Origin of the sequence: Neobacillus solisequens, from assembly GCF_051233465.1 — a bacterium.
GTDB lineage: Bacteria > Bacillota > Bacilli > Bacillales > Cytobacillaceae > Neobacillus.
The window spans coordinates 116,196-129,074 of the sequence record NZ_JBKFGJ010000011.1 but is presented as its reverse complement, the minus strand read 5'-3'; the positions used below and the strand labels follow the sequence as shown (position 1 = coordinate 129,074).

Sequence of the window (12,879 nt, the reverse complement as noted above, 5' to 3'; positions counted from 1 at the left end):
TAAATAGAATGCTGGTGAACGATTGCATTGGGTGTCCATTTTCTTTCTTAAAACCTGATACCAGTGCAGAAAGGATAGTGAAGTGACGTGGCGACTAATATCAACCTTTCATTTGAAGAGATGTGGGAGAAAATCATCGCTTGTGACCGTAAATATGATGGACTATTTTTTACTGCAGTAAAAACAACTAAAATATACTGTCGACCTTCCTGCAGATCAAGGAAGCCCAAAAAAGTAAATGTTGAGTTTTATACTAACATGAATGAAGTTGAAAAAGCTGGTTATCGTCCTTGCAAAAGATGTCAACCGGAAGTTGAGCATTCACCTCATATTGAGCTTGTCAGAAATGTCATTACGTTTCTGGTCAATCATTATAAACAAAATTTGGTGTTAAAAGATATAGCGGATCAAGTCGGTTTAAGTCCCTATTATTTGGAACGCTTATTTAAACAAGAAACCTCAGAGACTCCGCGTACTTATTTAGAAAAAATACGTATCGATAAGGCAGCCCATCTTCTAAAATGCTCGACCCTTACGAATCTTGAGATTTGTTATGAGGTGGGATTTCAGAGTCCTTCCAATTTTTATAAAGTATTTCGAAGTTTAAAATACTGTTCACCCAGTCAATATCGAAGGGAACTCCTAAATGAATTGGATTGATTATGAGTCTTATATGAAGATTAATGCTCCAAAGGAATTTAATTTTGAAGAGTGTTTAATTTTTTTAGGCAGGTCCAATCAGGAAATCCTTCATCAAATAAACGAGGAGAATGTATATAAACTAATTAAAGTGAAAGAATCTTTGATACTATGCAAAATTGGATATGTCAACAATTCTATAAAGGTAGATTTCCCGATAAGCTTACCATCGGTTCACTACCGCGCAAAAGTGGCAGAGTATATTTGGGAATGGTTTGATTTGGACCAGGATCTAGAAGGATTTTATCAAATGGGTGGTCAAGATAAAGTTTTAAGGACACTGGTCCAAAAATATGATGGATTACGGATAATATGCATTCCTGATTTATTTGAAGCACTGGTATGGGCGATTATCGGACAGCAAATAAATTTACCATTTGCTTATACTTTAAAGAAACGTTTCGTTGAACAATTTGGCGAATGTTTAACTTTCGGAGGGAAAACGTTTTGGTTATTCCCCTCATTTGAAAAAATAGCTTCCATACATGTTGAGGAGTTAAGAGACCTTCAATTTACCGGGAGGAAGGCAGAATACATCATTGACATCGCTAAAGCTATGACGAATGGTGAATTAACAAAAGAATTATTGGTTGAGAAAAAAGAATATCAGCAGATAAAAAAGTACCTTATGATATTTAGAGGTATTGGAGCCTGGACGGCAGAATATGTGATGATGAAATGCCTTCACATTACCTCTTCTTTCCCTATAACGGATGTCGGCCTTCATAATGCATTAAAGAATATATTAGGACTTGAAAGGAAACCGACAATTGAGGAAATAAATGAATTAGCAGCAGATTGGAAAGGCTGGCAGTCATATGCCACCTTTTATCTATGGAGGTCCTTATATGACAAAAATATATAAATTAGATTATGAATCACCGATAGGCGTGATAGAAATAATCGGTACAAATGAAGCCGTCAGTTCTATTTTGTTCTCTGAAGGGAGTAAAAAGGTTAATGATTTACATGCTGAAACTCCCACGGTTTTAGAAGAATGCTATAACCAACTTGACGAGTATTTTAAAGGTGAGCGGAATGAATTTACCTTCCCTATTCAATTTGAAGGAACTGAATTTCAAAAAACAGTATGGGAAGCTTTAATAAAAATCCCTTATGCAAAAACGGGGTCCTATAAGGATATTGCTGTTTCCATAGGTAATGAAAAGGCTATCAGAGCTGTAGGGAGTGCTAATGGGAAAAACAAGTTAAGCATTGTCATTCCCTGTCACAGAGTAATTGGTTCAAATGGGAAATTAACCGGTTATGCAGGCGGTCTGTGGAGAAAAGAATGGCTGCTTCAACATGAGAAGACATGTAAAAATTTAATTGAAGTTAGAAAATAAAATAACCAATCTATGTTATTGACGTAAAAAAGGGGGCCAATGTCTTATTTTGCATTAGCCCCCTTTTTTTGTCCTTTCCTATCGGAAAGGGACAGCAAGAATAAGCTTAGACATCTATATCAACTTTCCTACCTGAGTAAAAAGCCAATTCCGGATCCAATCGATTTTCTTTAGCAGTCCGTTCGCGGGAGATTAGTCTAAAAACCGCAGTATGGCTCCCTAGTGAAGAGCGGTATTTCTCAACATGGGATTGTGGCAGGTTCTTGTTATAGTAACCAGGCACATATTTATCGAGCATTGCTTGCATCGCTGCTGTTGCTTCATGTATATCAGTAACAGCTTCAAGTTCTCCGAACAGCATCACACTCATATAAGCAGTATCTGTCTTGGCAGGAATAGGACTAACCATGGTTCCAAAATCTTCGGATACTGTGAAACAACCATTAGGATTGGCTTTGATCAACTCTATTTTTCTCCCATAGGCAGCTCCGTGAAAATAAACAGCCTCATTCATCATGACAAAATTTAAAGGGACTACATAGGGAACTTCTCCATCGGTTAATCCAAGATAACCCGTCCGTGCCTGATTTAAAAACTCATCAATACGCTGATCATCTGTACATGCTAATTTTTCCTGGCGAATCTTATTCATTTTCCATCCCCACTTTCTTTAAAAATGATAAAATCATTGTAAGAAATTTCTGTACATGAGAAAAGTGACAGAATTGAAAAGTTTGATAGGGACAGATGGAGGGTTGATTGTGGAAATATCCCCATTTTTACAAAAAGAATTACCTGAGCCGCTATACAGCCAGTTGTATCAGTGGATTAAAAACGAAATTGAAGAAAGCAGGCTTTTACCTGGCATGAAGATGCCATCTATTCGTCAGCTAACACTCCATTTAAAGGTGAGTCGGAACACAGTGGAGGCAGCTTATCAGCAACTGCAAGCAGAGGGATATCTTGAGAGTATCCCTAAAAGTGGGATATGGGTATCTGAGATTGAGAAGCCTTTATTACACCCGATAGAAGAGGAACATCCTATTGGGGTGGAGAGTGGACCATCAAGTGAGGTCCTTGTTGATTTTGAATATGGGAATGTGGATATGGATAAATTCCCCTTAAAACAGTGGAGGAGATGTCTGGCGGATGCAATTGACCAGGATTCCCACTGGCTATTTCAATATAGTGACAGAATGGGAGATTGGGAATTAAGACGGGAGGTTTCAAACTATTTAGTGCAATCAAGAGGTGTACGCTCAGTTCCAGAGCAAATTATTATTACGGCTGGAACACAGTCATCCGTGACACTGATTTGCCAGCTTTTAGGGCTTCGGGAAAAAACTGTAGCGATGGAAGAACCAGGGTACAGTGGAGTTCGTTCAATCTTAGAAGATCAAGGATGCCTGATTAAACCGGTACCTCTTGAAAAAGATGGTTTGTCGATTGAATATATCCAAACCGGAAGCCCAAAAGCCGTATATGTAACACCTTCTCACCAATTTCCGATTGGTATGGTTCTATCTGTTTCAAAAAGAATGCGCTTGCTGAAATGGGCGTATCAAACTGGGGGATATATTATTGAGGATGACTATGACGGGGAGTTTCGATACAGGGGTCAGCCAATTCCATCTTTGAAATCGCTGGATGAAGAGGAACGGGTTATTTATTTAGGTACATTTTCTAAATGCTTTCTTCCTTCTGCCAGACTAAGTTATATTGTCCTGCCACCTTCGCTGATGATTCAATATACAGAAAGGTTTGCAGCATATAATCAATCCGTCTCACCTATTATTCAGAGAGCAATGGCATTGTTTATGCAATCTGGAGAATTCGAAAGGCATATTCGAAGGATGCGGAAGACGTATCAAAGAAAACATCAGACCCTGTTAAGGAGTATTGAACAATATATGGGCAATTGTGTAAAAATTGTGGGTGAAAGGTCAGGATTACATATTTTATTGAAACTAAAAGGGATAACAGCCATCGAGATGATTGAAAGGGGTCTCCAGAAGGGTATAAAAGTCTACTCACCTGAAAGATTTTGGTCGACTCAAGATGCCGAAAGTCAATCCTATATGATGTTAGGATTTGGTGGCTTATCCATTGACGATATTGAAAAAGGCATCAAAATACTCTCTACCTGTTTGCCGGGTAAAGATGATGAGTAATAAAGGAACTAAACCATAAGCTAGACATGACATCTCCTGGAGAATGTTATAGTCTAGCTTTTTTATATTTATTATTTATAGAAAAATAAGTATGTAAAGGGGAATGTTCCTAATTTAGTGAAATCTATAAGGAATTTTAAAAATTACATACTAAAAATCGACAAGATTTGATAGAATAAGGAATATTTTAAAATAACATTTTGAGGTGAATTGATTGAATAAATTGACCAATAAAGAAATCATGTTTATTGGCTTTATGTTGTTTTCGATGTTATTCGGTGCTGGAAATTTAATTTTCCCAGCCTTTTTGGGACAAGCCGCTGGGAAAAATGTATGGGAAGCGGTTATAGGTTTCATTATATCAGATGCCGGCTTGGCAGTATTCGGGTTTATCGCTATTGCAAAATCAGGCACGTTCGATACGTTAGTTAAAAGAGTCAATCCTACTTTTGCCTTCCTGTTTCCAATGGCCATTTATCTATCAATTGGACCGGGACTTGCCATTCCGCGGGCAGGCAGCCTTGCTTATGAAATGGGAGTAAAGCCTTTTTTACCAACGACCATACAGGGTTCTCCATTTGGTTTATTGATTTATACAGTAGTATTTTTTAGTATCGTTTTTTGGTTTGCGAAGTCACCATCAAAATTAATTGACCGATTTGGTAAAATCTTAACACCGTCCTTATTGATTTTAATTATCATTGTTTTTATTAAAGCCATGTTTACTGATTTACCAGACTTTAAAGCAGCAACTTTAACGTATAAAGAAAATCCTATCTCACAAGGATTTCTAGATGGCTATCAAACTATGGATGGCCTTTGTGCATTAATTTACGGTATTGTATTTATCAATATTTTTAAGAGCAAAAAAATAAGCAATCAATCCTTACAGATAAAATATTTAGCCGTATTTGGTCTTATTTGTGCTCTGCTTTTAACCATTTGTTATTTCATTATTGCCTATCTTGGAGCTTCTGCTCAGGTATCAGGAAAAGTGGATAATGGAGCAATTGTTTTGAGTACAATTATGCAGCAATTGTTTGGAACAAGTGGGACGATTGTGTTAGGATTAATTTTTTCATTAGCCTGCTTAAGTGTTTGTATAGGGTTAATAACATCATGTGCTCAATATTTTTCAAGTATTTTTCCGAAGTTATCATATCTGAATTGGGCAGTCCTTCTATGCCTGATCAGTGGTTTTATTGCAAATCTTGGTCTGGCGCAAATTTTAAAAGTATCCATTCCGATCCTTGGACTGGTATATCCGATCTCCATTACCTTAATGATTTTAGGCCTAAGCCACGATCGGTTACCTTTCAATAAACGGCCCGTTTATGCCATGACGATCAGCCTGGTTGGGTTATATAGCTTAACGGAAATGATTAATTCGACATTTTTGCATGGTTCCATTTCGGGGATATTATCTATTATACCTTTACAAACTAAGGGATTTGGTTGGGTAATTCCGGGATTTATCGGTTTAACTTTGGGAAGTATGATTGAAAAAATTACTTTCAAAGAGAATAAAGCTGAAAGGACTGCCGCATAACAATTTCAATTCTATTGACTGGAAAAAAAATCTGTATTATAGTTTAAATATAAGATTGATTTAATACAATTAAATTGTTTAAAATTATACTATGGGGCAGTTCTAATGGATAAATATGAATCAATAAAATTAGAAAATCAAATATGTTTTCCCCTTTATGCTATGTCAAGGGAAGTTATTAAACTGTATAAGCCTATCCTTGAGCCACATCATTTAACATACACGCAGTATGTAACAATGCTAGTCATTTGGGAAGAAGAGAAAATCAACTTCAAAGATTTAGGATTAAGATTGCATTTAGATTCAGGGACCCTTACTCCTGTGGTGAAAAAGTTGGAATCTATGGGGTTAGTGATAAAATATAGAAATAAAGAAGATGATCGTATCGTTACAGTAGAACTTACCGAAAGGGGAAGGGTGCTTAAAGAGGAGATATTGGATGTTCCGGAAAAGCTCTTTTCTCAATTTAAGGGCAATACGGAGACTGTAATGATGTTAAAAAAGTACCTTGACGAATTATTGAATATGGCAAGTGAACAAAGTTAAATTCCATTTGGGGTTTAACTTTTCATTCGCATAAATCAATTGAGTAAAATTAAATTTTAATAAATCGAAAAGAGGAGAATAGGTTATGAACTTTTATGATTTTTCAGCAAAAAGAATCAATGGGGAAGAAGTGAGCATGAAGCAATATGAGGGGAAAGTAGTACTAGTTGTCAACACTGCGAGTAAATGTGGATTAACTCCGCAATTTAAAGAATTGGAGGAATTGTATCAACAGTATAAAGACAGAGGACTAGAAATACTTGGTTTCCCATGTAATCAGTTTGCCAACCAAGATTCAGGTAGTAATGATGAGATTGAGCAATTTTGCCAACTTAATTATGGAGTTACCTTTACGATGTTTGAAAAGATCGATGTGAACGGTCATAATGCTCATCCACTTTATAAGTACTTAAAGAGTCAGACAAAATCAATATTAGGCAAGGATATCAAATGGAATTTCACCAAATTTTTGATAGATGCTGAAGGAAATGTAATAAAAAGATTTTCTCCGACAACAGTGCCACTCAAAATGAAAAAGGATATAGAAAAATATATACAGAATTAATAACGCATCAACAGAAAACTATAAAAAGCTTAGTGGTGTCTTGGAAATTATGTCATAGTAGCAAGGAAAAATGGCCAGGTAAAAAAACTTGGCCATTTTTCTATACCATAAATACTTCGTAGCTTGCATTGGATATAAACAGCAAATCAAAAGGAGAATCTTGGATTACCTTGATTTACTGCTTCGTTGAATCAGTTTGTAAATCAAGACCCATAGAATTGTTATAAACTGTCTTTTTCGGAATCGCATCATCATACGGCATATCGCTATGCCCGTAGCTGCGATGAATCATCATATATACTAAACCAACAACAATAACTACCACTCCTGAAAGTAGAACAATATAATTATCATACCAAGGAGCTTCCGGGGTTCTTGGCCAGCACATGTTTACAATGGCAATGATTCCGTAGATAAGTGCGCCGATATTGACAGGCAGTCCCCACTTGCCCAATTGGTACTTGCCGCTTGGTTTCCAACCTTTTAGTCTAGCTCGAAGTGCAGCAAGAACTACCATTTGGAATCCAATATAAATGCCAAACGACGCAAAACTGACGATCTTTGTTAGCGCATCTTCGGACACTATTGAACCAAGCACAATGACGGCTGGAACGATAGCCGAAAGAATCAGCGAATATGGCGGAATGTGACGGGCAGTCGAAAACTTCTTTAATAGCCGGCTCCCAATAATCATGTCATCACGCCCATATGAATAAGCAAGTCTGCTGGCTGCTGCTTGTAAACTTATTACACATGAAATGAAAGAAATCAAAACAACACCCAAGACAATTTTTGCACCAACCACACCAAAGGCATTTGTTAGGATGGTATCAACCGGTGCAACGTCTTTACCAGCAATTACTGCCGGAATATCAGCAATGGAGAGTACTAAAGCAAGGCAAACAAACATGGCGGCAGCACCGCCGATGTAAATGGTCCGGCGCATTGCTTTCGGGATCAGAACACCTGGATTGGGTACTTCCTCTGCGACATCACCACAAGCTTCGAACCCAAAGTATAGAAAGGTTCCAATTAATCCAGCTGCAGCAAAGGCATAAAGGTAACTTTGGCCACTACCGGCGCCAAAAGAATCAAAGAGCACTCCAAGTCCGTGATACCTATGTGTAATTAGCAGCCAAAAACCAACTGCCAGTGCACCTAGAATTTCTGCAGTGAAACCAATGATTGCTGCAGCTGCCAAAGCCTTTGTGCCAAGAAAATTGATAATCGTTGCCAGTACTAAAAGGGCTAATGCACAAAGAACCGTGGAACTTACAGATGCTTCATAACCTAATATTTGCGCCAGAAAAGGCCCAGCTCCATAAGCAACACTGGCAATCGTAACAAATAAAGCAATTAAATAAACCCAGCCAGTCATCCACGCATATTTCCGTCCCCATAGTCTCCGGGCCCAAGGATAAACTCCTCCTGCAACTGGGAATTGTGCAACAATTTCACTAAAGACAAGTGCAACTAATAATTGTCCGAGGCCACAAATCACTAGACTCCAAAACATAGGTGGACCGGCTTGCGCAAGTGCGTAAGCAAATACTGTGTACACACCTACTACGGGAGAAAGATAGGTGAACCCAAGGGAAAAGTTTGCCCACGGGCTCATGTCGCGTTTAAATTCAGATTCATACCCAAGCGATGCCAAATGAGCATCATCATCATGATGCACTGAGGCAGTTCCACCTATTTGTTTTTTTACATTTTCTTTCATATTTGAGCCTCCTTAGTAAAGTATAAATTTAATAAGTCCTATTATAAACTAAATTCTAAATTATATAAATATTCAGTAATTTAAAAGAGATAAAATTATGTCAAGAGTGGTTTTGCTCAAACCACTCTCAAATAAATTTCACAAATGTACTGATAAACAATCTATCTATTTAATTATTTTTTATCTGAAAACCAGCCTGTTGGTCCTACCGCAAGATTAATATTGATTTGTTTCACTTCCTGGAATTCATCTAACCCAAACGTTCCAAGACTGGATCCAATACCGCTTTGTTTATATCCATGCCATGGTGCTTCGTTGTAAGTTGGACCATACGCGTTAATCCAGGTAATTCCTGCACGGACTTCTTTAATTACTCGCATTGCTTTCGCTCCATCAGAAGTAAATACTCCACCGGCAAGACCATAGATCGTATCATTTGCTAGTTTGACAGCTTCTTCTTCGTCTTTGAATTTTTGAATAACAGCAACTGGTCCGAAGATTTCTTCCTTCACAATCCGCATTTCTGGAGTCACATCTATGAATACGGTTGGTTCGATAAAGAATCCTTTATCTAAACCGTCTTCAATCAGGCGGTTACCTCCACAAGCTAGTGTAGCGCCTTCTTTTTTACCAATTTCGATATAGTCTAGAATGGTATCAAGTTGGGCTTCACTTACGATGGCACCCATTTCGGAACCTTCTTCTAATCCTGGTCCCACCTTAATATTTTTAGCACGTCTTACAAACTCTTTTACAAATTGATCATACATGCTTTCTTCTACAATAATTCTGCTCCCGGCAGAACATACTTGACCAGATCCGTAGAAAATACCTAGTAATGCATGGTCTACTGCAGCTTCAAAATCAGCATCAGCAAATATAATGTTAGGTGACTTTCCTCCTAGTTCAAGGGAGATTTTTTTCAAATTGCCTGCAGCATTGCGCATAATGCTTTTTCCGACCTCAGTACTTCCTGTAAAGGAAACCATATCTACATCATGGCTTCGTGCGATCACTTCACCAATCAGAGAACCTTTACCTAGTACCAAATTCACTACACCTTTTGGAACACCGACTTCTTCAATAATTTCTACTAATTTAGTGGCCGTTACTGGTGTTACTTCAGCCGGCTTATAGACAATAGTATTTCCGGCAGCCAGAGCAGGGGCGAATTTCCACACACTCATCAGAAATGGGAAATTCCACGGAACAATTAATCCTGTAACTCCTACAGGTTCACGCACGACCATTGCTTGCATCGGATCTGCAACGTGATAGGTGGCTCCATCCGGTGTTCTGATCAGACCGGCATAATAGCGGAAACAAGAGGCAGCATCATGGATATCGATATCAGCCTCAGCCTTTATTTTTCCATTATCTTTTACTTCAAGTTCGACTAGCTCATCGTGTTTTTCATCAATTTTGTCAGCGATTTTTAATAGAAAATCTGCACGTTCTTGTGCACTGATTTTAGACCAAACCCCACTCTCGAAAGTCTCTTTAGCTGCTTTAATAGCCTCTTCTGTTTCTTCGACAGTGGCTCTAGGAGCGATAGCTATTAATTCACCGTTTGCTGGATTAATCACCTTATTAGTATCCTGATTACTGGATCGTTTCCATTCACCATTGATATACATCTTTAATTCTAGTACTTGAGTAGTTGTCGTCATTTGATTTGCCTCCTTGTATTTTGAATAATTTAGTGGTAGTTCTTAATCAATACATGTATTACAGATTTAAAATGAGCTCTTTTTTCGATTCCTTAGCTCTAGAACAACAAGTTAAAATAACACTCTTTGTCTGTCTTTCTTCATCTTTATAAAAGTGATCCCGGTGATCGATTTCCCCGGAGATTACTTGGACTTCACAGCTTCCGCAACCGCCAACTTTACAAGAATAGGGAGCAGGGACGCCAGCTTTTAATAGCGCTTCTAATAATGTTTCTTGTTCGGTCACTTCAACCGTTTGGCCGCTGTTCGCTAGTTTAACTACAAAAGGATCTTTTGGGCCTTCATCAGCTACAGCGAATAATTCAAAATGAATCGAATGGTCTGGGTAGCCAAAACTTTCCGCGGCTGCCTTAAATTCCTTCACCATTGTGATGGGTCCACAGAAATAGACATGTGTACCAATCCTGTAATCCGCCATTGATTCAGGTGTCATTTTATGAGGAGTTGCAGTTCTGGAAAAATAAAAATGGCATTTGTCTGGATATTCTGTATTCAAGTCATCAAAGAAAGCACATTCTTCTTTCGTTCTTGCCCCATAATGCAATTCAAATGATTTTCCTTCAGTCGTTAAATCTTCCATCATGGTCAAAAAGGGAGTAATGCCAATGCCTGCTGCATAGAACACATGATGTTTAGCTGATTTGAAGGCGAGTGGGAAATGATTTTTGGGCCAACTGATTTCTAAACGATCTCCCACTTTGACTTTTTCATGCCAATACACAGATCCCCCTCTTGAGTTGTCATTCTTACGAATGGCAATGGCGTAATGAGTGCGATCAGTGGGGTGGCTAACCAATGAATAATTTCTTTCAATCACTTCGCCATCGGTTTTTAGATAGGTAGCAATATGGGCCCCACCCGTAAATGCGGGTAAAAGTTCAAGATGAACGGGAACCAGATGAAAGCGCTTTACAAAATCAGTTACCTGCACTATTTTATCTACGTAAACCGCAATATTTCCGAATGCTTTCATAAAACTCACTCCTTTCGATTAGCTAATCTGTTACGAAAGCAGGGTTGAAAGGATAGCCAATATATCCTTTTCGCTCCCTGGAGAAGAAAGGGCCAATTTCTAAGCTGATTTGACAATGGTAACAGATTGTCTCCGTCTCTTTTGGCTGTACTTCTTGCAGGTGATAGCATTTCATGCAATAAACATAACGGCGCTTCTCTCCTGAAATAAGTGTTTGAATTTCATCTTCTGAAAAGCCCGCCTCAATGGCCTTTGAGAAAATCGTTGCCGCATCATCCCACTTAGCAGAAATATAAAGTTGAGTTCCCATTTTTTGGCGTTCCAAAATTTTGTTTGTATCATGTAATTGAACAACATCGTTCATTTCAATTAATTCATATTCTTTTTGACCAGTAATTTCATTTATGAAATTTTGAACGGTGTTTGCTTGTTCTGGATCAGCAGAAAGGATCAGTAATTTTCTACGTTCCTGTTTTATCGTGAAATATTCTACAATGGTTTCAGATTGATCGTATAAAACCGGATTGTTATAAACCACCTTCCATACCTCCAATCTTTTTGAACTTAGTTGGTTTGTAATTCTACTTTTTTGATTAAGTTTTTCAAATATTCTACTGTTGGTTCAATAAATGGGGTGAATCCTTTGTAATCAGCCATTGGCTTAGGGATATCGGATAGGATAGAGTAGGTTTGTTTTAGCCATTCTGGTCTTTTGGCTAAATCTTTCATGGCAAGGAATTGGGTATTTAATACGAATAATACAGCGTTACTTCTTGGCATACGATAGAAGAATTGTTCTTCTACTCGAAGTCTTACTAGTTCACCGGCATTTTCAGGAGTAACCAAATGGCGAGTTGGTCCCCAAGTATCAAAGGTTTCATAGTTAACATCCCAGCGATTAGCCATTAGATTCCAATTAATTCTTGTCCAAGGTTCCCCAGGTAAAACATTACGGATTAAGAAGTTACGAACTCTTTCAGCCAGCGGTACCCCTGTGCGTGAAACAAATGGTACTGGTCCGTGAATTTCGTCAAATGACATCCCCTTATTCCAGTGAGGGGAGAATAAAGCGGCATATGAATCTTGTGCAACTTCTAAATAAAGATTTTCATCTCTAATCACCATTAGCACAAAATCAGTAGTAAAATGGCGGCCAATTAAATCAAGAGGCTCAAGCTCTATACTTGATGCATCACCAAAAATGAAAGATTCCGTTTCATTTAAAATCAAATTATGAAATGTCCAATGATGACCGTTCTTTTTTACTTGGAAGTGCTCGGGGTAGCGTTCAACCGCCATATGAATGAGCATTTCTGCCACTTCCCATTGCATTTCCATCGTATGGGGATAGGATTGGAACCTTACTTCAGGTTGTTCAATGAGTAATTCTCTTTTTCTTTTTATTTGTTTTTCATATTCAGGAGTAATGATCACGCAATTCATATGATCCTTATCAAGTTTTCTTAAGTCGTTGGAATATCGATAGTTTGAACCTTCTTTAATATGGTGAAAAGGGTAGGGGAATATATCTAGATTAGTAGATTCGTACATTTAAGTTCCTCCTTTAAACATCAGAT

The 12,879-nt window shown here is 38.0% G+C and carries 13 protein-coding genes; 7 read left to right on the top strand and 6 right to left on the bottom strand.

The annotated features are described in order from the left end of the window. Positions 1 to 87: 87 nt before the first annotated feature. From ACI3K6_RS12100 to ACI3K6_RS12090, 3 genes are read left to right on the top strand one after another with little or no spacing between them, the layout of a single operon-like run. Positions 88 to 660 (top strand): bifunctional transcriptional activator/DNA repair enzyme AdaA, encoded by a 573-nt coding sequence (locus ACI3K6_RS12100; RefSeq protein ID WP_435555031.1) that lies wholly within the window; start codon positions 88 to 90, stop codon positions 658 to 660. After that, positions 647 to 1,564 carry a DNA-3-methyladenine glycosylase family protein gene (locus ACI3K6_RS12095; protein ID WP_435555030.1) on the top strand — a complete coding sequence of 306 codons (918 nt, stop codon included), beginning with the start codon at positions 647 to 649 and terminating at the stop codon, positions 1,562 to 1,564. The genes ACI3K6_RS12100 and ACI3K6_RS12095 overlap by 14 nt, the downstream gene beginning before the upstream one ends. After that, positions 1,548 to 2,045 carry a methylated-DNA--[protein]-cysteine S-methyltransferase gene (locus ACI3K6_RS12090; protein WP_435555029.1) on the top strand — a complete coding sequence of 166 codons (498 nt, stop codon included), beginning with the start codon at positions 1,548 to 1,550 and terminating at the stop codon, positions 2,043 to 2,045. Before ACI3K6_RS12095 ends, ACI3K6_RS12090 begins: the two co-directional genes overlap by 17 nt. A gap of 106 nt (positions 2,046 to 2,151) precedes the next feature. Here the strand turns inward: ACI3K6_RS12090 and ACI3K6_RS12085 are convergent, their stop codons facing one another. After that, positions 2,152 to 2,697 (bottom strand): pyridoxamine 5'-phosphate oxidase family protein, encoded by a 546-nt coding sequence (locus tag ACI3K6_RS12085; protein WP_435555028.1) that lies wholly within the window; start codon positions 2,695 to 2,697, stop codon positions 2,152 to 2,154. A 109-nt stretch (positions 2,698 to 2,806) separates the two neighbouring features. Between ACI3K6_RS12085 and pdxR the strand changes: the two genes are divergently transcribed. The 4 genes from pdxR (at position 2,807) to ACI3K6_RS12065 (ending at position 6,876) form a co-directional block, all read left to right on the top strand. Beyond that, entirely contained in the window at positions 2,807 to 4,216 is a 1,410-nt protein-coding gene (gene pdxR / locus ACI3K6_RS12080; protein ID WP_435555027.1) for a MocR-like pyridoxine biosynthesis transcription factor PdxR, read from the top strand. Positions 4,217 to 4,430: 214 nt separating this feature from the next. Then, the gene (brnQ, locus tag ACI3K6_RS12075; RefSeq protein ID WP_435555026.1) at positions 4,431 to 5,765 is read left to right on the top strand and encodes a branched-chain amino acid transport system II carrier protein; all 1,335 of its coding nucleotides are present in this window, start codon (positions 4,431 to 4,433) and stop codon (positions 5,763 to 5,765) included. Between the two features lie 105 nt (positions 5,766 to 5,870). Then, positions 5,871 to 6,311, top strand: coding sequence for a MarR family winged helix-turn-helix transcriptional regulator (locus ACI3K6_RS12070; protein ID WP_435555025.1), 441 nt, complete (start codon positions 5,871 to 5,873; stop codon positions 6,309 to 6,311). An 85-nt stretch (positions 6,312 to 6,396) separates the two neighbouring features. Beyond that, complete coding sequence (locus ACI3K6_RS12065; RefSeq protein ID WP_435555024.1) at positions 6,397 to 6,876, top strand: glutathione peroxidase; 480 nt, start codon at positions 6,397 to 6,399, stop codon at positions 6,874 to 6,876. Between the two features lie 175 nt (positions 6,877 to 7,051). Here ACI3K6_RS12065 and ACI3K6_RS12060 read toward each other — a convergent pair whose 3' ends face one another. The 5 genes from ACI3K6_RS12060 to ACI3K6_RS12040 all read right to left on the bottom strand — a co-directional run bounded on the left by ACI3K6_RS12060 (position 7,052) and on the right by ACI3K6_RS12040 (position 12,853). After that, positions 7,052 to 8,599, bottom strand: a complete 1,548-nt coding sequence (locus ACI3K6_RS12060; protein WP_435555023.1) for an APC family permease — start codon at positions 8,597 to 8,599, stop codon at positions 7,052 to 7,054. Between the two features lie 173 nt (positions 8,600 to 8,772). Next, positions 8,773 to 10,269 carry an aldehyde dehydrogenase family protein gene (locus ACI3K6_RS12055; RefSeq protein ID WP_435555022.1) on the bottom strand — a complete coding sequence of 499 codons (1,497 nt, stop codon included), beginning with the start codon at positions 10,267 to 10,269 and terminating at the stop codon, positions 8,773 to 8,775. A 58-nt stretch (positions 10,270 to 10,327) separates the two neighbouring features. Next, positions 10,328 to 11,302, bottom strand: coding sequence for a PDR/VanB family oxidoreductase (locus ACI3K6_RS12050; RefSeq protein WP_435555021.1), 975 nt, complete (start codon positions 11,300 to 11,302; stop codon positions 10,328 to 10,330). Between the two features lie 22 nt (positions 11,303 to 11,324). Beyond that, positions 11,325 to 11,840, bottom strand: coding sequence for a dimethylamine monooxygenase subunit DmmA family protein (locus ACI3K6_RS12045; protein WP_435555020.1), 516 nt, complete (start codon positions 11,838 to 11,840; stop codon positions 11,325 to 11,327). Between the two features lie 26 nt (positions 11,841 to 11,866). After that, positions 11,867 to 12,853 carry a heme-dependent oxidative N-demethylase family protein gene (locus ACI3K6_RS12040; RefSeq protein WP_435555019.1) on the bottom strand — a complete coding sequence of 329 codons (987 nt, stop codon included), beginning with the start codon at positions 12,851 to 12,853 and terminating at the stop codon, positions 11,867 to 11,869. Positions 12,854 to 12,879: the final 26 nt, after the last annotated feature.